15 protein-coding genes are annotated in these 21,668 nt (G+C 62.4%); 7 read left to right on the top strand and 8 right to left on the bottom strand.

The features are described from left to right. Positions 1 to 86 precede the first annotated feature (86 nt). Both I41_RS20820 and I41_RS20815 read left to right on the top strand, forming a co-directional pair. Positions 87 to 1,787: a vWA domain-containing protein gene (locus I41_RS20820; RefSeq protein WP_145434841.1), complete on the top strand. Its 1,701-nt coding sequence runs from the start codon at positions 87 to 89 to the stop codon at positions 1,785 to 1,787. A gap of 329 nt (positions 1,788 to 2,116) precedes the next feature. Next, entirely contained in the window at positions 2,117 to 4,069 is a 1,953-nt protein-coding gene (locus I41_RS20815; RefSeq protein WP_145434840.1) for a hypothetical protein, read from the top strand. A 127-nt stretch (positions 4,070 to 4,196) separates the two neighbouring features. Here I41_RS20815 and I41_RS20810 read toward each other — a convergent pair whose 3' ends face one another. Then, positions 4,197 to 6,599: a peptidase gene (locus tag I41_RS20810; RefSeq protein WP_145434839.1), complete on the bottom strand. Its 2,403-nt coding sequence runs from the start codon at positions 6,597 to 6,599 to the stop codon at positions 4,197 to 4,199. 192 nt (positions 6,600 to 6,791) lie between these two features. Between I41_RS20810 and I41_RS20805 the strand changes: the two genes are divergently transcribed. Together I41_RS20805 and I41_RS20800 are read left to right on the top strand one after the other, a co-directional pair. Beyond that, positions 6,792 to 7,049, top strand: coding sequence for a hypothetical protein (locus I41_RS20805; protein WP_145434838.1), 258 nt, complete (start codon positions 6,792 to 6,794; stop codon positions 7,047 to 7,049). Positions 7,050 to 7,207: 158 nt separating this feature from the next. Further along, positions 7,208 to 7,951, top strand: a complete 744-nt coding sequence (locus I41_RS20800; protein ID WP_145434837.1) for a type II and III secretion system protein — start codon at positions 7,208 to 7,210, stop codon at positions 7,949 to 7,951. 110 nt (positions 7,952 to 8,061) lie between these two features. On the opposite strand, the gene I41_RS20795 is transcribed toward I41_RS20800, so the two are convergent. The 4 genes from I41_RS20795 to I41_RS20780 all read right to left on the bottom strand — a co-directional run bounded on the left by I41_RS20795 (position 8,062) and on the right by I41_RS20780 (position 14,165). Beyond that, the gene (locus I41_RS20795; protein ID WP_145434836.1) at positions 8,062 to 9,024 is read right to left on the bottom strand and encodes an alpha/beta fold hydrolase; all 963 of its coding nucleotides are present in this window, start codon (positions 9,022 to 9,024) and stop codon (positions 8,062 to 8,064) included. A gap of 142 nt (positions 9,025 to 9,166) precedes the next feature. After that, positions 9,167 to 10,651: a cardiolipin synthase gene (cls, locus tag I41_RS20790; RefSeq protein ID WP_145434835.1), complete on the bottom strand. Its 1,485-nt coding sequence runs from the start codon at positions 10,649 to 10,651 to the stop codon at positions 9,167 to 9,169. Between the two features lie 112 nt (positions 10,652 to 10,763). Further along, positions 10,764 to 11,492 carry an endonuclease/exonuclease/phosphatase family protein gene (locus tag I41_RS20785; RefSeq protein ID WP_145434834.1) on the bottom strand — a complete coding sequence of 243 codons (729 nt, stop codon included), beginning with the start codon at positions 11,490 to 11,492 and terminating at the stop codon, positions 10,764 to 10,766. Positions 11,493 to 11,645: 153 nt separating this feature from the next. Further along, entirely contained in the window at positions 11,646 to 14,165 is a 2,520-nt protein-coding gene (locus tag I41_RS20780) for a DUF7453 family protein (protein ID WP_145434833.1), read from the bottom strand. 425 nt (positions 14,166 to 14,590) lie between these two features. Between I41_RS20780 and galK the strand changes: the two genes are divergently transcribed. Further along, a complete protein-coding gene (gene galK, locus I41_RS20775) occupies positions 14,591 to 15,811 on the top strand; it encodes a galactokinase (RefSeq protein WP_145434832.1) in 1,221 nt (406 codons plus the stop codon). Between the two features lie 104 nt (positions 15,812 to 15,915). Here the strand turns inward: galK and I41_RS20770 are convergent, their stop codons facing one another. From I41_RS20770 to I41_RS20760, 3 genes are all read right to left on the bottom strand, one after another. Beyond that, the gene (locus tag I41_RS20770) at positions 15,916 to 17,373 is read right to left on the bottom strand and encodes a sialate O-acetylesterase (protein WP_168207060.1); all 1,458 of its coding nucleotides are present in this window, start codon (positions 17,371 to 17,373) and stop codon (positions 15,916 to 15,918) included. A 287-nt stretch (positions 17,374 to 17,660) separates the two neighbouring features. After that, positions 17,661 to 18,509: an SDR family NAD(P)-dependent oxidoreductase gene (locus I41_RS20765; protein WP_145434830.1), complete on the bottom strand. Its 849-nt coding sequence runs from the start codon at positions 18,507 to 18,509 to the stop codon at positions 17,661 to 17,663. Positions 18,510 to 18,657: 148 nt separating this feature from the next. Beyond that, entirely contained in the window at positions 18,658 to 19,761 is a 1,104-nt protein-coding gene (locus I41_RS20760; protein ID WP_145434829.1) for a phytanoyl-CoA dioxygenase family protein, read from the bottom strand. A 440-nt stretch (positions 19,762 to 20,201) separates the two neighbouring features. Between I41_RS20760 and I41_RS20755 the strand changes: the two genes are divergently transcribed. Together I41_RS20755 and I41_RS20750 are read left to right on the top strand one after the other, a co-directional pair. Continuing rightward, positions 20,202 to 21,158 carry a DUF1559 domain-containing protein gene (locus I41_RS20755; RefSeq protein WP_168207059.1) on the top strand — a complete coding sequence of 319 codons (957 nt, stop codon included), beginning with the start codon at positions 20,202 to 20,204 and terminating at the stop codon, positions 21,156 to 21,158. 49 nt (positions 21,159 to 21,207) lie between these two features. Continuing rightward, positions 21,208 to 21,615, top strand: a complete 408-nt coding sequence (locus I41_RS20750) for a hypothetical protein (RefSeq protein WP_145434827.1) — start codon at positions 21,208 to 21,210, stop codon at positions 21,613 to 21,615. Positions 21,616 to 21,668: the final 53 nt, after the last annotated feature.

The following is a 21,668-nucleotide window of genomic DNA, read 5'->3' as shown; positions in this document are numbered from 1 at the left end:
TAACTTCACTCCCCCTGCCCGGCGCGTATCATTTACCGGAGCTCGCGTCGGCTCCGGTTCGCCCCATTCGCCCAGCAGGCTCCTTCATGGCCAATCGCCACACGCTCGGCGGCGTTATCCACGCCTACCAGCAGTACGACCCGAAGCGATTCCCCAGCCCCACGCAGCCGCCGCCAGATATGGCTTCGGCGGCGTTCGAGCACATGCTCATGTATGGCCAACGGCGTGAGCTGACGCCCGAAGAACTGGCCCGTGCGGTGCGAATCGATCCGAGCCAGATCTCGGGGCTCGGACCGAGCATCGACGCGCTGATCGCGATACTTAAAGAGCGCAAACGCAAAATTCTGGAACGCTTCGAAATGCGCAAAGTCCGCAAGTCGGCTGATCGCGCCGTCGCGCAGCAGGCGCAGCAAATGACGCCGCCGAAGAATTTGCGAGATCGCTTTCATTCCGCGGTGAAGGGCGAGCAGATCCGCGACCTCGAACGGCTTTGGTACGCCACGGGAAACGACCAGTCGGCGTTCGCGCGCGGGTTGGTGTCATTAATCGAAACGCTCGGAGACAAGTATCTTGTCGAACAGCTCGCTGCGAAATACGAGTTCACCGGACGCGAGTCGCTCACGGTGCCAGAGGCGCTGCAGTTCAAGGAAGAACTTGAAAAGATCGACGACCTGATCAAGCAGCTCGAAGAGGCGCGCGAGACCGCGCAAATCGGGCTCATCGATATGGACGCTCTCGCCGAATTCACCGAGCCCGGAGACATCGACCAACTCAGCGCCCTGCAGCAGCAGATACAGGACTACCTGCGAGAAATGGCGGAGCAGCAGGGGCTCGAGCAGCGCGGCGGGAGCTTTCAGCTCACTCCGAAGGCATATCGCATCTTTCAGGCGAAGCTACTGGAGCGGCTGTTTAGCGAATTGGCGCCCTCGCGAACCGGGCGACATCAGGCGAACATTGTCGGCGAAGGAGCCGTTGAACTCCAGACGACGAAGCCGTACGAATTCGGCGACTCCGTAGCGAACATGGACGTCACGTCGTCATTCGTCAACGCCCTCCTCCGCAATGGGCCCGGCACGCCTGTGCGGCTAGGGCAGGAGGACATCGAAATCCATCGAACCCGCAATTCGCCGAAGTGCGCCACCTGCGTCCTGATGGACATGAGCGGCTCGATGCGCTACGACGGACAGTACATCAACGTAAAGCGGATGGCGCTGGCGCTGGAGGGGCTGATCCGCAGCGAGTATCCGGGCGACTACCTGCAGTTCATCGAGATGTATAGTTTCGCCAAATTGGTTCCGCGCGGAAAGCTGATCGAACTGATGCCGAAACCAGTGACGGTCTACGATCCGATCGTCCGCATGCGGGCCGACATGAGCCGCGACGACGTCAGCGAGCATCAGGTGCCGCCCCACTTCACCAACATTCAGCACGCCCTCTCCACCGCGCGACGCCTGCTGGCGACGCAGGAGACGCCCAATCGGCAGATCATTCTGATCACCGACGGATTGCCGACCGCTCATTTTGAGCAGCAAATGCTCTATCTGCTTTATCCGCCGGATCCGCGGACTGAAGAAGCGACGCTGCGCGAGGGTCAGCTTTGCAGGCGGGAGGGAATCACCATCAACATGTTCCTCATGCCAAGCTGGTCGCAAACTGAAGAGGATGTGCGGTTCGCTTATCGCTTGGCCGAGTCGACTCAGGGCCGCGTTTTCTTCACCGCGGGACGTGATCTCGATCGCTACGTCGTCTGGGACTACTTAAGTCGCCGGCGCGACATCGTCAGCTGAAATTTTGCCGCGGCCGTCGCTTCATTCGCCGAACGCTCGGCGTTACTGCAGCCTCGGCGGCGCTATCGGCATGCGAAATGCGGTTATGAGCGGCAACGCGCCGAGCGGAGCTCGTCCGTTTTGGCGTTGCCTATCCACTGCATTTCACCTATTTTCCCTGCCGTGTGGCCCTGTTGGTGCGAATCCACATCGGTCTCCTGCCCTTGGCGCCGCTGAACGTGGCAAGATATCCATTGTTTTGCGGCCCGAGACCAGCTATTGTCCCGGCGCACGGTTCACCGATTTTCCCCCGGCCGTTTTACGCGCGGCCCTGATGCAGGAACGAGACCTTGGCGAAACTTCATTCGATTGCCGGCGTGCTGGCACTGACCCTCACCTGTTTTTTCCAGACGGGCCTTGTTGCTGCCGTTCCCAGCGACACGATCATGTCATCGTCGACAAGAGGGTTCGCGTCGATTGCTGATATGAAGTTGCTTCAGGCGAATTGGAACAAGACGCAAATGGGGCGCCTCGTCAAAGACGAGGCGATGCAACCTTTCGTCAGCGATCTGAAGCGACAGATTGAGCGCAAGCTATCGGACACGCGTACGAAGCTAGCCATGACGATCGAGGACCTGCGCGACGTCGCGACCGGTGAAGTCGGCATCGGATTGGTCGAGAAGGAGTCGACGCGGGCCGCCGTCGCGATCACCGTCGACGTGACGGGAAATGTCCCCGCTGCCCAAACGCTGCTGGGAAAAATTGATCAGGAAATGAAGCGCCGCAATGCGAAGCGCTCCGACGTGACATCCGCCGGCGTGAACCTAGCCGTTTATGCCATTCCGCCGCAGCATGAGAAAGACATCGTCCGCGAAGCGGCGTTTTTCATCAATCAAGACATGCTCTGCGCCACCGACAGCCGGGCCGAAGCCGAGGAAATGATCGCCCGGTTTGGCGGCGCACCCGGCAACCGCCTAGCCGACGTCAAACCGTATACGACCACGATGGGTCGCTGCGCCGCCGAGGCCGACGATCTCGTCCCCGAAGTTCGCTGGTACGTCGAGCCGTTCGGCTACGCCCGCGCCAGCCGTTCGCTGATCTCCGGCGAGGAACTCGCGAAGCGCGGCAAGGATTACGTCAGCATTCTGGCGAACCAGGGCTTCGACGCCATCCAGGGCATGGGCGGATTCGTCAATCTTGCGGCCTATGGTTCGTTCGAGGTGCTGCACCGCACGTCGGTCTACGCCCCTGCCGTGACGCAAGATCCGACGAAGTACAAACTGGCGATGCGGATTATGCAATTCCCGAACGTCGTGAAGATGCCTCCCGAGCCATGGATTCCGCGGTCGCTGGCTAGCTACCGCACCTTCAACATGGACTTGCAAAACGCCTACAAGTACGTCGGCACGCTGTTCGACGCGATCGCCGGTTATGAGAACGCGTTCAAAGACGCGATGAGCGGCCTGGAAACGGATCCCTACGGGCCGCAGATCGAAGTGCAGAAGGAGTTTGTCGCCCACCTTGGTCAGCGCGTCTCGCTCTTCACCGATTATGAATTGCCGATTACGACCAAGAGCGAACGGTTCATGTTCATGATTGAACTAAAGGACGAAGCGGCCGTGGCCGCGACCGTCGAGAAGTACATGAAGGCTGACCCGAACGCCGAGCAAAAAGAGTTTCAAGGCAAAATTGTGTGGGAGATCAAGCCCGCACAGGAGGAGATTCCAGAGTTGGAGATTGATCTCGAACCGGCTGAAACAGAAGTCGAAGGCGGCCAGGGAATGAAGCCAACCGCGATGTCGAATTCGGCGGTCTGCGTCACCGATGGCCACCTGCTGGTCGCTTCGCACCTCACGTTCCTGGAAAAGATGCTCGCTGCCAAGGCGAAGGGAGATCAACTCGCTGACGCCGCGGATTTTCGCGAAGTTGAGGTGACCCTCAATCAATTGCTGCCGGGCCCGGTGGCCGCCCGCTGCTTCCGCCGTACCGACGAAGCCTATCGTCCGACGTACGAACTGCTCCGCCAGGGCAAAATGCCCGAGTCGGAAACGCTTCTCGGTCGACTCCTGAATCGGCTCCTCACCACGCCCGAGGATGAAGAGGAGGGCGTGCTGCGCAAGCAGAAAATTGATGGCCGCCAACTGCCGCCGTTCGAAATGGTTCGCCGCTACTTCAGTCCTGCCGGCATTGTCGTCCGCTCCTTGGACGACGGGTGGTTCGTCGTCGGGGCAACCCTGACGAAGCAAGAGGCGCAGGCGAAACTGGAAGAAGCGCCGGTGCGCGAAGCTTCGCGCGTACGTTAGGCGCCACGGCGGCGGTCGTCTCAACTGGATCGCCATCCTGTGCGCAGCGAAGAATGTGGTGAAACAAACGAGATTCCAGACACCTCGTTGCGCTCAGGATGACGTCACTGCACCGAGGCCGAGAGGTTCAAGGCAACTCGATCTTCGCCCAGAAGGGCCGTTGTCGGTCGGCGCGCGTGCGGACGTCTTCCAACAGGACGCCGAGATTTGGCTTGATCCCGTCAGGCGGGTCGGGCACTTTTCGGTTGTTGAAGGTCAGCTTGATGGGCTTCGCGAAATCGACAAAGTCGGGCCCGAGCCAGATGGTCGTACGTTTGCCGACGGTCTTCGCGGTCAGTCGATTGTCGGGCATCACCCGACCTTCCACGTGCGCGGGGGTCACACGGCCGCCGGACCAGTCGGTTGGGTAAATCATAAATTGATTGGGAAACTCGCCGACTTCCACCCACCAAAAGAAGTTGTCCCAGGGACGCAGCGCGCCGCAGTCGAACTCCTGCGGCGGTCCAGATCGCTTTTTGAAGCTCATCCAATCGAAGAGCTGTAAGATCTCGTCGTGGAACGGCTCGTGTCCGCGGCCCTTGAACTCGGCCAGCGTCGTGTCGAACCGGCCTAGCCGCAGGTACTTATTCCACACCTGTGCATTCTGCGAAACAGTGCGGCCGTCGAGTTCGCCGGCCACGAAATAGAGAGGAACGTATTGGGCGTTCTCCCAAGTGTGGGCGATGTACTTCTGCTCTTCCTCTGGCCGCGGGATGAACGGCATGGCCCCCGCCCAAATGTCAGGGTGCGCTTGTGCCATGTCCCATGCTGCTTCGCCGCCGATGTCGTGACCAGTCAGGTAGATCCGGTCGGCGTCGACGCTAAAGCGCCGCATCGCATCTCGGAGCGACGTCAGCACTGCCAAATGTTCGCGCCCTGAGTACTCGTAGTCATATTGGTGCGGTTTCTGCCAGTCGACGGCCACGGTGATGTAACCGTGTCGCATCGCTTGACCTCGGCGGACTTCCTCCTCGCTGCCGTTTACTGCGACCGGAGCGCCCGCCCAAAAATCGAGTTCCTGCTCCGGGGAGTTGTACGAGCCGTTCAGCGCGATGATGGTCGGGTAGGGGCGGTACGGATCGTACTCCGGAGGAAGCTGCACGTGATAAGTGAAGTCTCCGTCTTCGGTCTGCCCCGGCGCGGTGAGCGTGAGAGACGCTCCTGCGGGCTTGATGTATGCCGGGTCATGCCACGGCGGCTTCATGCGGGCGATCATCTTGGCGACCTGCTCGACGGAGGCGCCCTCCATGCTTTGGATCGATTCGAGGATCACCTGTCGATCGGCCGCCGCTGGTTCGCGCAGGTAGCGTAGGACGGCGTCGCGGATCTTGATAAGGGCCAGCGTCAATTGGATTTCCTGCTTCGCCTCCTCAGCGCCCAGCAGCCAACCCGTGATGGCGAGCGACGCCTTTTCCTCGGCCGAAAGCGACTTGTCGTCGAGCAGTTGCACGAACGGCGCGAGTCGATCGACTGTGTTATGGCTTAGCTCCTTGACGACTTCATCGGCCAACGGCGCGGCAAATCCTCGCTGATCTGGATCCTTCATTTCGGCGACGGTCGCTTGCAGCGATTCGCCGATCTGTTTGATGCGGCGATTCTCTTGTTCGTAGCTCGTGATCATCTCGCGAACTTTGATGAGCGTTTCGCCGGCGACCTCTTCCGCGGGAAACGACTCCAGCAGGGCGCCGACAAGCTGGTGTTGTCCCGCTCGCTGCCGCAACTCAAGCTCCTTCAGCAGTTGCCCGGCCCCCTTCTGTCGCAATTCGCCGACCTGGGCCTTCAAACCCTCTTGGTCCGGAAATTCTTCGATAATTCGTTCCAACTCCCGCCGGGCCTCGGGATAGCGGCCTGCTTGTTGATACCACCGCACCGCCTGGATCCGAGCTTGCCAATCATCTTGCGGGATCGCCTTGGTCATCACCTTGGCAATCACTTCCGAAGGGAGCGAGGAGGTGGCGAGACTCGCTTCCCAGGCGACCGCGCGCTGGGGCCCATGCAGCGATGCGAGCTTCGTATAGCGGGGCGTCAGCTCGGTGATGCCTTGGACCACCGAAAGCGGTCCGTCGACCGACTGCATTTCGTAAATGCGACGACCGAATTCATCGAACGGCGTAATGTTGATCGCGGGACCCACGGCGACGAGCCGGGCCGCCCCTTCAGCCGGATGTTGCCACGGCTTGATGACGACGAGTTGTTCGGGGGCCTGTTCGATGATGTTATTGACCCGCTGCGCCGAGATGAAGATCCGGCGCAACTCGTCGTCAACGATCAGGATCGGCTTGGTGGCAATCTCGCCCGATTGCCCGCTCGGCTTCGCGGGATTCTCCGCGACGCCCGACGTGCGGGCAACGACCCCTCTGATCACCCGGCCATCTTTGAGCTGTAGCACCTGAGCCGCCGCCCGATCGGCCAGGGCCCCGCACCACAGCCCGGCGCCGATGAAGAGCGCGAGCGAAGAAAGCGACCTGCGAACTGGCTGACGTGGATGCATGCCTCCATTCTGACCAGTGCCGTCATTGGGTCAAACTTCGCTCCCCGACGCCCGGCGCGAGTCGCCTTGACACTCTCCGGCTGGGGCGGAAGACTGTTCGGCTGGCAACGGTTCCACCGGTCGTGCGGGCGGCGGACACGGTCGCCTTCGACCGCAGCGCGGGTAAGCTGAGTGAAAGCGATGAACTGAGCAATGACGATTCGGACAGCCCTCAAATCTCTGCTCGGACTCACCCTGGGACTGCCGATGCTGCAGTCGCTCCTCTACTGGGTGTCGGGGCTGCTAGCGTCCATGGGCGACCAACCGGCCGCTGGCGCGTTTCAGCGGCTCCATATCGCCGTGGGGGTGGCGTGGCTCGTCTGTTTGATCGGGCTGGTCATTTCGCTGGCGCTCAAGGCGATCAGCGACGCCGGCGACGGAAATGGCGACGGCGACGCGCCCCGCCACTAGCAACCCCGAGAGCACTCGCATCCATTGATCTTGAGCGGCCGCTCGCGCCTAGCGTACTATCACGCCGGCTCCCTCGTCTCTAGTAGCGTCATGCGCTTCGACGCCTTGCCGGAGGTTCTATGGTGCGACGTTGTTTGCGTATTGCCGCGGCATTGTGCATGTCTGCGCCGGTCGCTGCCCAGGAACCGCAGCCCCCGTCTGGTCTGGCGACCGTCGGAATAGTCGATCCAGCAACGCCGGCAAAACTGCAAACTTTGCGGCAACTGCTCGATCAGCGCGAGCAACTGCAACGGCAGATCGACCAACTGATTATCGAGACGCAGACGCCGCAGCAAATGATTGTGCGACTAGAGCTATTGGAAATCGACGTCACCGCAGCTCAGAGCTTAAGAGCGAAGAATCAGGAAGCCCGATCAAACGTCGATGCGGCAGGCGGCAGCGGCTGGACCTCGCGAGAAATTCAATTGCTCCGCGAAAAGGGGATCGCCAAGTCACTTGAGACGCCGGAGTTAATGGCAGTCACCGGACAGGCAGCGACTTCCCGCAGCGGCGGCGATGTTGACACTTCTTTGGAAGTACAGCTGCGCCCCGATTCGCTGGGAGCGAACCAAGTCCATCTGCAACTCTTCGTCGAGCGAACGACTGCCGACGATAGCGCCAGCTCTGAGCGAAACCGGCCAAACGTGCCATCAAAAATCAGCTTCGCCACGGCATTGGATCTGGCCTTCGGCGAGACGCGCGTCCTCTCAGGCATGATCACGAAACGAACGCAAACTCGCCGGGGCGCGCTTGGACGAGTGACCCAGGAAATCGTGACGGAGCCCGTCCTGCTCGTTCGCGTCGAAGGCATCACGCCCCGAACGGCGGGCATCGCGCCAGTATCGACAATTGCGCCGCGCTGACGACTCTTTCCTTTAGCCCCAGGCCTGTAGCCGGAGGGACCACTGGAGATCGCCTCGCCAAACACTGCGACTCGGCGCGAAGTCCGCTCCAGCCGGTCGATGCCCTGAGGCTACCGTATGGCAAACCTTCCCAGGATCGTCGCTGCATGCCACTTGAGCATCGTCAAGTGCCCAGCGCGGGGGTCAATCGTCAGTTCGCTCCCGGCGACGTTTTGCTGAAAGTAGTGTCCCATCGCCGGCGGAGCGATCGGATCGCAGCCACCCTGCCAGAACGAGACCGCAGCGGGCGGCAGCGCGCGCAGCCGAAAGCCCCAGTCGCTACCCAGGAGCGTGACGTCGGCGACGATCCCCGCCGGTCCGCAGCGAGTTGCTTCCAGTAATGTCTGGTTGAAAGCCGCATAGTACTCGGCGTTGCACAGGATCAGCTGTCGATCGGATTCCGCCCAGCTCGCTGCCACTTTGTGGAGCACGAACTTGGGATGCTTTCGGAGTTGGTTGCCCGCCACGCGAAATGCCAGCGTCGCCAGCCGCGGCCGCCGGCCGACCCACGCGATGAGCTTATCTTGCTCCCCCGCCGGCGCTCCGCTCGGGCAAAGCGGCGTGTGACCTGAGACGACCGCGACGTGCGTCAGTCGCTCGGGCATGCAGCGGACGCAGGCGAGAGCGTAGGGGGCCCCGCCCGACAGCCCGACGATTCCGAAAGATGTTCCGCCATATCCCAGCGCCTGGGCGGCGCTGGCCACATCCGCAGGCCAGTTCAAAATCTGCCGGCCTGCTTGGTAATCCGAGAGGCCGATTCCCGGCCGCTCCAGTGCCACCAACCGTATCCCTGCGGCCGTCGCTTCCTCGGCGATCAGCCCAGCTTCAACCCGCGACCCAGGGGTCCCGTGGAAGTAAAAGACCAGCGGACCGCTCCGGTCGCCGTATTCCGCGTAGCCGATCCTCCGGCCGCCGGGAAGCCGCACTTGGCCCTCCGCAGGTTGTGGCTGGTGCGCCCCCAGTGCGTACCGCCAGAGACCACTAGTAGGGAAGAGCGTCAGTCCGGCGACCAACGCCTGGCGGCGGGTGGGCATGGCGTGGGGGGCTTTCGGCGTTCGCGGTGCGGCGTCTATCGGCGGAATCGTCGCCGGGGCGGACATCCGTGCAGTTTTTGTGCCCGCGCCGGGAGAATCGGTCTCCAATAGCGCCAGCCGTCGGCCCCGCCAAGTCGGCGGCCTAGAGCAAGGGACTGAGCAGGCGAGCAAAATTCTCAGCCATCCGGCGCAATCGGGGCCGGCGCTGATATCGGGCGAAGTCGAGCGCATGCGACCGGTCGATGTATCGTTGCTGGAGTTCGCGCAACCGCTTGGTGAATTCAGGGTCGTACAACGCCACTAAAATCTCAAAGTTGAGCCGCATGCTGCGCGGATCGAGGTTGACCGACCCGAACAGCGAATGTGAACCGTCGACAGTGATGCTCTTGGTGTGCAGCAGGCCGTCGTGGAAGAGCATGATGCGGACGCCCGCACGCAACATGTCCCCCTTGAAGGCGCCGCTCGCGAAGCGAACCAGCTTCGAATCGACCCGCGCGGGGATCACCAAAATCACCTTTACGCCTCGTCTCGCCGCGGCGATCAACGCAAGGCTGAGGGGCTCGCTCGGCACGAAGTACGGCGTGGTCAGGACGAGCTCCGTGCGGGCTGAGTAAATGGCGGTGATCAGGACCTGCTCGACCGCATCGGTCGCCAACGCTGGACCGGAGGGCATTACCTGAACGGTGCTGTCGCCGCGGCTCGGCTGCGGATTGGCGTCGCCCGTCGCCTGCAGTTCGGCGAGGTCGGAGTTGGTTTCGACGAACCAATCGGAAAGGAACGTGATGCCGAGCGCCTCGACCGCGGGGCCCTCAATCCGGACCATCGCGTCGACCCATTCACCCACGCCGGCGTCCTTCTTGAAATAGCGGGGATCGACCAGATTGAGACTGCCGGTGTAGGCGACGCGACCGTCGATAACGACGATTTTCCGATGGAGACGCAGATCGAACCTGACGAACGGCGCGCGCAGCAGTCCGCCCGGCAGCGCCGCTTGGACCGTCACGCCGGCGTCGCGCAGTCGTTCCACCAGTTCACCGCGGAGAAAGGCGCGACTTCCCATCGCGTCCACCAGCACGCGGCAAACCACGCCTCGGCCGGCGGCCCGCACGAGGGCGTCGACCACCTTGTCGGCCTCGCCCCCTTCACACCAGATATAGAACTCAAGGTGGCATGTCCGTTCTGCCGTCTCGATGTCTTGCAGCAATCGGGCAAAGACTTTTTGCCAATCGTCGATAAGCTCGACGTGGTTGCCGCGCAAAGAAGGGACGCCGATCAGCGCCTCGCCCAACTGTGAAAGCGATTCGAATTCTGGATCAAGCCGCGACCAATCGACTAGGCTCCGCTGCGGCAGCTCGGCCAGCCACTTGCGAATCGGCGGATAAAGCTCGATGAAGCGCCGCGCCCGTCGCCGGCCTAGGCGCAATTCGCCAATCGTCAGGTAGAGCAGGGGGCCGATCACGGGAAACGTAAAGATGACCATGATCCACGCCAGCGATTCGCCCGTCGGGCGCCGCTGCATGATCACACGAAATGCGAGGACAAGCTGGAGCGCGAGGTGCGCAACCGCCGCGAGCCAGAACCAGAACGTCCAAGGCGTGAACCCTTCGGTGATTGCAATCGAGGGCATGAGGAGTTGAATCCGGAGGGCGTGGTCGTGTCAGTTACTGGGAAAGTTTACTTGCTAGTAGCTACGAATCCCTCGTTCGCCAAGGACGACCGATCAGTGATCGCGCACCAAATCACTTCACTTCTAAATCGACGATTAAAGGCAAATGATCAGAAGCTCGACGCGCCAAACCAGTATGGCCTGCGAAAGCGCTAATCGATTCGATGGGGCCTCGGCAGAAGATGCGATCGAGCCGCCGCATCGGCGCCGCGGCGGGAAACGTTTTCACCTGCCCGCTCGCCAACTCGAAACCGGCGGGCTCCATCACTTTCTTGCCGAGGTTTTCCCACACATCGTTGAAGTCGCCGCCGATGACAAACGGCATTTCGGCGGCTTGAGTGGAGAATAGCTCGCCCCGCAGTAGTCGACGGAGCTGGATTTGGCGTTCAAAACCGGCCAACCCGAGATGGACGTTCGCCAGCCCGATGGTCCGCAGCTTTCCGTGCAGCGCCGCGTCGATTCGGCAGACCTGCGCGCAGCGCCGTTTCTTCAACGGGATCGTGAGATCGACGTCGACGGCGTCTAGTAGGGGCCAGCGGCTGAGAATCGCATTGCCGTAGTGGCCCGCCTTTCTCAGTCGAACATTTCGCTGATAGGCCTGATGCGGCAGTTCGACCGCGGCGGCCAGCAGATCGACCTGGCAGTGATGGTTCGACCGCTTCGCGCCGTCGTCCACTTCCTGCAGCAAAGCGACGTCGGGCTGGTAGTGACGGATCGTTTCGATGATCCGCGCGAGATCGTATCGCCGATCAAGACCGCCGATTCCCTTATGGATGTTGTAACTCAGTACGCGAAATCGCATCCCCCCCAGCGTGGGGCGATCCGGACGACTCGTCAAGTGGACCGCGACCGCCCGAACCTGCGCGATGAGGCCGTTTTCGACGCCGCGGCCCGTTCGAACGCACCGCTCTTTTCGTCCCGCCGACCGCGACGCACGCACGGGCCAGCGCTGCGACTAGGCGGCTGGCACAAGTTGAAGTCTCCGTCTCCGCAGTACGGCTCCCAAGAGGATGGCGGCAAAACCCATGGTCGATCCGCAAGGTTCGGGCACGCTCGCCGGAGGCCCTGCGCCCCCATCGACGTTGAATTGCCGCTGCCAGATCAGAAAGTCATTGCCGTCAACTTGGCCGTCGCCGTCGGCATCTCCCGCGCCGGGGCCCCCAAATCCGTTTTGCCAAGCGGCCAAGTCGTTGCCGTCGACGTTTCCATCGCCGTTGAAATCGGCCGGGCTGGCTGGTGTCGTCGCGATCACGCTGAGCGCGAGCGTATCGACGCTGGTCGTCGTCGCCCAGGCTCGATCGGCGGGCAACGTCGGCAGTTCGAAGCTATCGAACGCGGTCATGCCGCCGGTGGCTTTGAGAATGGGAAAAATATCCCCGATCGCCGGGACGAAGCCGTTCACCAACGAAACCGCGAGGGCGCCTCCCAAATCAGCTTCGCCGAACACAAGCAGTTGATCGAACTGCTTGTGAATGGGGCTGGAGTTATCGGATCCGCCGATTTCGATCGTCAGCCGTCCGCTTGCCTCTTGCACGTAGTTGCCATCGATGGCGAGGACGCCGGTCGAGGCCCCGGGGCTCGTCGATCCCGCGTTGACGACTCCGCCCGCCAGCGTCCCCTTGCCGGCCAGTTTGCCGTTATTCGCGAGGTGTAGACCTTCGATCACATTGAGCATGCCGGATTCGGGAATCTCCAGTGTGGTTTCAGCGGTACCGCCGCCGAGTTGTAATCGTCGTACGGTTGCGCTGCCGCTCGGACCCATGACGGTTGTCGGGCTATTTGTCGACAACTCCACCTGGTGGACGCTCGACGGCGTAATGCCCAGCGTCCAGTTGCCCGAGTCGTCCCAGTTGCCGTCGCTCGCCGCACGCCAATCGAGTTCCGGGGTGTAAAGAAACGCCGCTTCGTCGCCGTTGGTAAAGGTCGCCTTGTAGGCAAGCTGACCACCGTCGTTGAGCGCTCGTTGCCGACCGTCGCCGCCGCCCGAGCCGCCGAGGAATTCCAAGGACGCCACCGTTCGACCTGCGACGACGTCGCCCGCCCGCGCAAGCAGCCGGCCATCGCCCGTCGCATCCATCAGCCATAGGCCCTGTTCGTTCCCGCTGGCCACTCCGCCGGCGCCAACCTCAAGCGTGGCCGAGAGCGCCGCGACGCCGTCGCCGTTGAAGGCGAGCGTGCCGAACTCCGCAAACTTCGCGGCCGGCGCCCCCGGGACGCCGCCAACGCCAGATCGGGCCACCAGCGTTCCGGGAGCAACGCCATCGGCAATCCAGACTCCCTTGGCCGTGCTCCCCGTCACGCTGCCGACGCCGACCTTCATTCCGCCGGCAAACAAAAGTTTGCCGGCATCGTTCAGCAACGGCACGTCCAGGGTCTCGTAAACTCCGCCCGCGACCCCAGTCGCTTCCCCCGCGGTTCGCGCGACCAGGTGGCTGGCTGCCCCATCATACAACCACAGCCCGCGGTTGTTCTCCTCGGTAACGTCGCCGGTCGCCTGCAATTCACCGACGTACGAAATCGCGCCGCCCGAGTTGATCCGCAGGTCGCTAAAGCCGATGAAAAGCCCCCCGGCAACGCCCGCCGGCTCGCCGACGCCACGCCGCGCGACCAACACGTCCGAGCCCGGCGCGCCCCCGACGCGCCAAATGCCCAGCGTGTCTTGCAGCGTCACGCCGCCGAAGTCGGCGTACATCGAGGCAAGCAAGGCCGTCTGCCCTGCATTATTGGCGGATTCGGCCGAGAGTACGTTGAACTTCGCCGCCGGCAAGTCCGGAACTTCACTGATCGACTCGCGAACCAACAGTCCATTTGCTCCGTCAACGTCACGCCAGACGCCGCGCGAGTTCGTGTTGTCGACCCCTCCGACGCCGCGAGCCAGCCGCGAACTGTACACCACCGTATCATTTGGTGCGTGCACCAGCTGAAAGCCAAACGTCTGGTATTGGGCGTTCTGCAACTGCGAGCCCGGGACGCCCGTCGTGGCGGACAGCGCGATTGTCGATCTGCTACCGTCCCGCGACGCGCGCCAGAATCCTTGCTTCCCCGCGTCCGTCGCTCCCTTGAACACCACGTCGCCGTCGTCGGCGATGGACGCGGCGGCAAACGACGCGAAACTCGCGCCGTCGCCGAGATCGCCGGCGCCCTTCCACGCGAGTGACTCGCGTACCGAGCCATCGAGAAACCATAAGGCCGCGTCATTCTGGCCGCCGACCCCGCCCGGGCCTTCCGCCAATCGCGCCGGGAGGACCACTTCCCCCGCGTTATTGAGTGCCGGCGCGCCGACGCCGGCGAGCAGGGCGCCGGCGCCGCCTGGCTGCTCATCGCCAGTCATTGCCAGCAATCGCTGTTCAGCCTGCACAGGACGGGCGGCAAGAAATGTAGGGCCGGCAATCGCGCCAATGGCGATCGCCGAAGGGAGCAAATGGATGTAAACACTGAGGCGCAGCGAAACGCTGCTCAACGGACGTTGGCCCATGTGGCGACTCCAGGGAGTACACGGCGTGAGCCATCCATGGAGTAATGGTCAGACGAATCCGTCCGCGGCACCAACAAACAAGAGAAGTGCCACTGATTTGATTGGGTAGGATAGCGACGCTAGCGAATCAAAGCAACCAAAATCCGTCAACCGCATCAAGAAAAACGGGTTCATTCCAGAAGTGCCGCAGATTCTCTACAGAGTTTGCGATTTGTCGCCCATTGTTGTGAGGTTTCTTGCTGTCGCTTACGATAAACGGCCCAATTTCCGATCAGTACTGTCGGTTTCTGCGACATTCGTTTTGCCTGCACGGCGACCGCGGCCCCGGGATGTTTGTTCCTGGCATCGTGGACGCCCCGCCCTCAACCTGCCTGACCCCCGCAGTTGCCGAGACGTGATCCATTTCCGGCAACGCCCACAACGCCATGACGAAGACGCCCACGAGCACCACCACCGACGAATTCCTCACTCCGCCGCTTGCAGAGCAGGTCGACGCCGTGACGCGCCGCTACGCCGAGGCGTTCGGCAATCCCCCCCAGTGGGTCGTCGCGGCCCCAGGTCGCGTGAACCTGATCGGCGAGCACACCGACTACAACGCAGGTTTCGTCTTCCCACTGGCGATCGAGCGCTATACAGTCATCGCCGCTGGTCGGCCCTTGCGCATCGCGGCCAGCGACGCAATTCGGGTCCACAGCACGCTGTTCGACGAGACAGCGGAGTTCTCGCTCGCCAATCTGGAACCAGATCGACGCGACTGGACCAGTTACTTGCGGGGCGCGTTTGCCGGTTGCCTTGAACGCGGCTTGCATCCCGGGACGCTCGATCTGCTGGTCGATTCCAACGTGCCGCAGGGCGGAGGTCTGTCGAGCAGCGCGGCCCTCGAAGTTGCCACCGCGACGCTCATCGAGGCGGTCACCGGCCGTACACTTGATCCGGTAGACAAGGCGCGACTCGCCCAACGAGCCGAGCATGTCTACGCGGGCATGCCGTGCGGCATCATGGACCAGTTCAGTTCGGCTCTCGGCGCGGCCGGCAAACTGCTGCTGATCGATTGTCGCACGGAAATAGCCGAACTGATCCCGCTCGACGATCCTGCGATCGCCGTGCTGGTCATCAACAGCAATGTGAAGCATGAGCTCACCGGCAGCGAGTATCCCGAGCGTCGGGCGCAGTGCGAACAGTCCGCGAGGCTGCTCGGCGTCGCCTCTCTCCGCGACGTCACTCCGGCCCAACTTGAGGCGCAGCGCTCCCGTCTCGATCCGCTGCTTTACCGCCGCGCCCATCACGTCGTGGGCGAAATTGAACGCACGACGCGCGCCGCCGCCGCGCTGCAGGCTGGCGACTGGCCACTTGTGGGCGAATTGATGTACGCCAGCCATCAGTCGCTGCGCGACGACTTCGAGGTGAGTTGTCCCGAACTCGACGCTTTGGTTGAGGCGGCTCGCGACGTCGGCGAGGCCGGCGGCGTCATTGGCGCGAGGATGACCGGCGGCGGCTTCGGCGGCTGCATCGTCGCCCTGGTGCGCGCCGGCCGCGAGCGCGAGATCGCCGACCGCATCGGCGCCGCCTACCGGGCACGCAGCGGCATCGAGGCGACGGCGTTCGTCACCAAGCCGGCTCGCGGGGCCCACATCATCAAAGCATAGAGGCGGCCAGACCGAACGGCGTGCCCGATTCCCGCCCCGCGACAATCGCCGCCATCCCCGTGCGGCCATTTAGCCGCGGGCGCTAGCCGGCGCCTGCCGTACGTCTACTTCTTTGTCCGAAACGGCCCTGCCGGCAATCCTTCGGCATTGAACAAATTCCCTTCCGGAAACGACGCCCAGTTATACCGCACGACCGCCGGCTCACTCACGCCGTCGGCCGAAACGATCACCTCGGCGCCTTCGATCACCGCGTTCCCCGGCGCAAACTTGCCGTCAGCGCCGGCCACTTCAAAGCCTTTCAGATCTCCCTCGGCCTTCAACCCGCCGCCGATCTGATCGAAGGTGACGTGCGCCTTGCCGTCGGCGACCTTAAGCTCCTTGAACACCGGCCCCGAATAAACGATGTCCTCGCCGTAGGCGACTTTCCGCGCGGCGAGCGCCAGACGTTTGCCGACGTCCTGCTTGTTGCGCGGATGAATGTCCTGCGGATCGCCGATGTCCGTGGTCACGGCCATGCCGGTGTTCGGCGATTCGAGCGTCTCGGTCTGAGCTTCGCGGAGCGGCGGCCAATTGTCGCCGCCCGGCTCCCACGCCGCCAGCTGCACGAGCAGGAAGGGGAACTCGCCCTGGCCCCAGCGGTTGCGCCAGTCGGCGATCATCAGCTTCGAGAGTTCGGCATACTGACCGTGGCGACCGGCATTGCTTTCGCCCTGGTACCAAATGGCCCCGCGAATGCCGTACGGAATCACCGCCGACAGCATGCCGTTGAACAGCGACGCCGGTTTGTCCATGGGGCGGTCGTTGCGCTGCTTCTTCTCTTCTTCGGTCGCCGGTTCTTTGTCGGCCCAGGCGAGCGCGTCCTTGAACGTCTCGCTCGACTCCAACGCCTCGCGGCTCGTCCATGCCTCCATTTGCGTGCCGCCCCAGTTGCAGCCAATCAAGCCAATCGGCACGTTCAACTCTTTATGCAGATCTCGCCCAAAGAAATACGCCACCGCCGAGAAGTCGCCGATGTTCTCCGGTTTGACGGGCTGCCAGCCAGCCGACTTGAACGAATCGAGCGGCGCGTCCGCGACGACGTTCGGTACGTCGACGATGCGAATCTCCGGCCAATCGGCCGCCGCGATCTCGCTTTCCGCGTCATTGGTTGCCTTCATCGGCCATTCCATGTTCGACTGCCCCGACGCGACCCAGACGTCGCCTAAGAGCACATCGGTCATGTGTACGGCGTCGTCGCCTGACTTCACCGAGAGTTCCAACGGCCCGCCGCCCGCCTTGAGCGGACCGAAGCTCACCGTCCACTTGCCGTCCGCGTCGGCGGTCGCTTCCTTCGTCGCGCCCGCCAGTTGGACCTCGACCTTGGCGCCCGGCTGGGCATGACCCCAGATCGGCAGCTTGACGTCGCGCTGCAACACCATGTGATCTGAAAAGATCGACGCGAGCGACAACGTCGGCGTCGTCTTCGCCTCTACGGCCGTCTGTTGAGCGACGGCGAGCGGAGCCGTGGCGGTGATGGCGAGCAGGGTAAGCGCCGAGACAAAGGTGCGTGCCGCTAGATTCATGGCGAGAAATTCCCAGGGCTGAAAGGCAGTAACCGGGCTGGACCACGAGGAGTCGAAAAGAGCGTACGACCAGCCGGGTCGCATTGTAACAGGCGCGCACGCGAGAAGAAAACCGCCCGCATTTTCATTGCCAGCGCGCACAAGTAGAGCGGCGTTGTGGCTCCCTCCCCCTTGCGGGGAGGGCTGGGGAGGGGTTGGAACCCTGCTACTTGGCGTCAATCACCCTAACTGCCCCATGGAGAGCAGCAAAACAGCAGGGTGATCGTCGGCGATGTTCGGCCCGGCAATTACGCTGCTCGCCGCTTCTCTTCGGGCTTCGCCACGCGGTGCTTGTCGGGCCCCTGCTTCCGCCGCCGCAGGCGATTCCCCAGATCCAGCAGTCCCGGCGCCCAGCGCTTCACAAGGTAGGTCAGCCTGGCATAAGGCTGAACCACCACGATGCCGTGATTCTTGTAAATGGCTCGGACTGCTCGGTTGGCGATCGTTTCGGGCGTCGCCAGCAGCCATCGCGGCGGCTGCTTATTCTCGTTGATATCCGTTCCGCGCGGCGCCGCGGCGAACAGGTTCGTGTCGACCAAGCCCGGGCAGAGCGCCGTCACGCCGATTCCTTGGCGTGAGTATTCGGCCCGCAAGGTTTCGCTCAGTCCGACCAGGGCAAACTTGCTCGTCGTGTAAGCTGCGACTCGGCTCATGCCGACCAACCCACAAATGCTCGCCACGTTGAGGATGTGCGCTTCGTCGCGGGAGAGCAGCGTCGGGAGCAATTCGCGAATCAACTGGATCGGCGCTTGCAAGTTGATCGCCAGCAACTGGTCCCAATGCTCGGCCGCCATTTTGTGCGTGCGGCCGTAGTAGGTGATGCCGGCGTTATTCACCAGCACGTCGACGCCGCCCCACTGGTCAAGCAGGTGGCCGACCGCCGCCGAAATCTGTGCGGGCTGACTCAAATCGCAATGGCGTCCGACGACGTCGACGCCGCGGGCCTTCGCCTCGCCGACGGCGCTCGCCAGCGCCACGGGATTCACGTCCAGCAAGTAAAGCCGCGCCCCTTCCTCCGCCAGTCGCAGGGCGATTGCGCGCCCGATGCCCGACGCGGCGCCGGTGACCAGCGCGGTCTTCCCACGAATCTGTCGCATCTGCCAAGGCCCCCCTTGATCGCAACCGGCGCCGGTAGCGCGCTGCCCGTCATTTATCGGCCACTTCAGCGCGGCAACCAAACAAAAACAGCCCCGACCGTGATCGGTCGGGGCTGTTCGGTGTCTCCGCGAGTTGTTCCGTCGACGGCTAGGCAGCCTTCCGCAGCGGCAACCCTTGCGAGTCGTAAGAAGGATCGGCCAGCTTCTTCGTGCGGCTCAGCATGTAGCGATCCTCGCCGCGGAGCGAGACGACGCCCCAGTTGTCGAGGTGATATTTGCCGCCGTTGTAGACGCTGCGGTACTTCTTCACGCCGGGGTATACCGCGACGTTGGTCGGAATCGCCCGCAGGTTGAACGCCAACCGATGCCGATCGGTCGTGTTCGCCTGCGATCCATGGATGCAACGCTCCATGAAGATGATGAACTGGCCCGACTTGCACGGCACGCGCACGACCTTGCTGGGGTCGCGTTCGTATTCCAACGAGTAGGCCGCGTTGTAGAAGCCCTCTTCGCCGCCGAACTTGATCGTGCGGATCGAGCTGTGGCTTCCCTTGACGAAGTCGAGACAGCCGTTCTCGAGCGTCGCGTCGTCCACGGCGATCCAGACGGTTAGTTGGAAAATCTCGTTGCGGTTCGCCGGGTGGAGCGCCGGCACTTGGTAATCTTCCACCATGAAGGTGCTTGCCTGGTGGAACTGAATCGCCGGGGCCTTGGGCGGCTTATGGAACATCTGGGTCCGCCAGACGTTGAGATCGGGACCCAAGATTTGCGCCAACCGTTCAGTGATCGCCGGGTGCTTCATGTAGCCCCACAAACGCGGGTTCTCGAAATGCCGGTCGCGCGGCGTGACGAACCCGTAAGTCTTCGACACCGACTTCTCGGCGTCGAGCATATCCTTCCGGAAGTCGGCCATTTCCGCCGGGTCGAAGGCGTCCAGCGGCCCGATGAACCCGTCCTCGTAGAACTGCCGCAGCTGCTTTTCGGTCAGTCGCCACTTCGGGTCGACGACAACCTTCGGCTGGCAATTCTCCGGAACCTTGAACTCGCACGGCTGATCGATGTACGCCCGGGTCAGCCCCGAACTGATCAAGACCCAGTAAACCCTAAAATCCCAGTGCTTGATGATGTTGCGAATGTCCCGTGGGAAGAAAAACGTCGGCAGCCGCGTCGCCTTGTAAATCATCAGCATGGTGAGGATCGGCAGCGCGATCGCCCGTTGCCACATCGGCCGGACCTTCGGATGGAGATTCATCGACTTCGCTTCCTTGCGAAAAGGGGGAGAGAGTAGACGCTTGCCAGGCTTCGCCGCGACGTGCTATCACGCGACGTACCATCACGCGACGGCGCCGCCTGGGCAAAATTTCGTGGATGAATCAATTATCGGAGCGTAGCCGAGCATTGATTCAATGAATTCCATCGCCTGTCAGCGGCGTCAGGTTGAACAAGCCGATGCCAGCCCGAGCGTTTGAAGTTGCCTGTCTGGCCGCCTTCAGATGCGAAAGGCAGCGCCGCGGCCGACTTACGGACGTACCGAAAGCCCATCTTGCCTACTTCCGCAGATGGCCGCGACGGATAAGAATAAATCGTCCCCGATCGGCGGCCGCGCGTGTACGATAGCACATGGGCCTTAGCCCGCTCAGCGGCCCGAGGACCGCCCACTCTTTTCGCCACGACTCTTGGAGTCTCCCAACCATGCGGAACTCTCGTCGCCAATCGGCATCCGGCTTCACGCTGGTCGAACTGCTGGTCGTCATTGCGATCATCGGCGTCCTGGTCGCCCTGCTGTTGCCGGCAGTGCAAGCAGCCCGCGAAGCGGCGCGGCGGATGTCGTGCCAGAATGCCATCCGCCAGTGGGCACTGGCGATGCAGAATCATCACGATGCCAAGAAGGCCCTGCCCGAGGGGAACCGACCGAACCCACGTCGAGTGTGGGTCGTCTATACGTGGCCCTACGTCGAAAATCAAAGTATGGCCGTTGTCTTCGACGAGACGAAGCACTTCTACGAGCAGCCCAATACTTACACTTCCACCACCAAGGGCATCTATGCCCAGACCGCGCCGATTTACTTTTGTCCTAGTGATCGTCCGGGCGCTCTCTGGAAGGGCGATATCTATTGGCGGGCGCGCGGCAATTATGCGCTCAATTGGGGAACTTTCAAAGTTCCGCACGATCAGACGTTAACTCAAATGGAAACGGCAGGAAAGCAAATTGCTCTCGCGCCCTTCGGGTGGAAGGATTTCAAAGATCGCTCGAAACCACGAACCACAAAGTTCGCCGAATTCACCGACGGCACCTCCAACACGATGCTGCTTTCCGAGGTCGTCTTCCCCAACGCTGACGAAGACTTCGATATTCGTGGCGATTGGCTGAACGACGACGATCCTTGCACAATGTTTATGACAATCAATACGCCGAACACGACTGTAGCTGATGTCTCGCCTTTTGTCCCATCACCCATCGACCCCTCGGATCCGCCTTACACTAGTGCAGGATCATCTGCGTCCCACAAGGCAGCGCGGAGCAATCATCCGGGCGGCGTCTATGCCGCATTCGCGGATGGATCGGTGCGTTTTATCCAGGATGGTATCGCCCCCACTGCCTGGCAGGCGATGGGCACGATGAACGGCGAAGAAGTGATCACCGAATAGTTGCGTTCATTCGCGTTCCTGCTTGTCCTCAGAGAAGAGACCTCGCGCGATGTTTGCCTCTGCTGCCAGAGTGGTTGTCGCCATCCTCGTCACGGTAGTCCTAGCCGGCTGCTCGTCCAAACCCGCCGGCGGAACAGTCAAGGGAAAGGTCACCCTCGACGGCCAGCCGTTGGCCACCGGCCAAATCCTCTTCGTCGCCGTTGATCAAAGCGTTCCCTCCGCCGAGGCGACGGTCACCGCCGGCCAATTCGAGGCCCTCGTCCCGCCCGGCGAAAAACGGGTCGAAGTTCGCGCCCCGAAGGTGACCGGCAAAAAGAAGATGTACGATACCCCCGACAGCCCCACCGTCGACACGGTCGTCGAGCTCCTCCCCGCCAAATATAACGTCAGCAGCGAGCTTAAGCTGACGGTCGACGGCTCGGTCCAAGAGCAGAATTTCGACCTGCAGAGCAAGTAGGCGTCGCGACGGGAGGCCAAGTCCCTCGGCGCCATTCCACAGACGGGATATCC

Source organism: Lacipirellula limnantheis, assembly GCF_007746075.1.
Classification (GTDB): domain Bacteria; phylum Planctomycetota; class Planctomycetia; order Pirellulales; family Lacipirellulaceae; genus Lacipirellula; species Lacipirellula limnantheis.
This window is presented reverse-complemented; position numbering and strand designations above follow the sequence as displayed.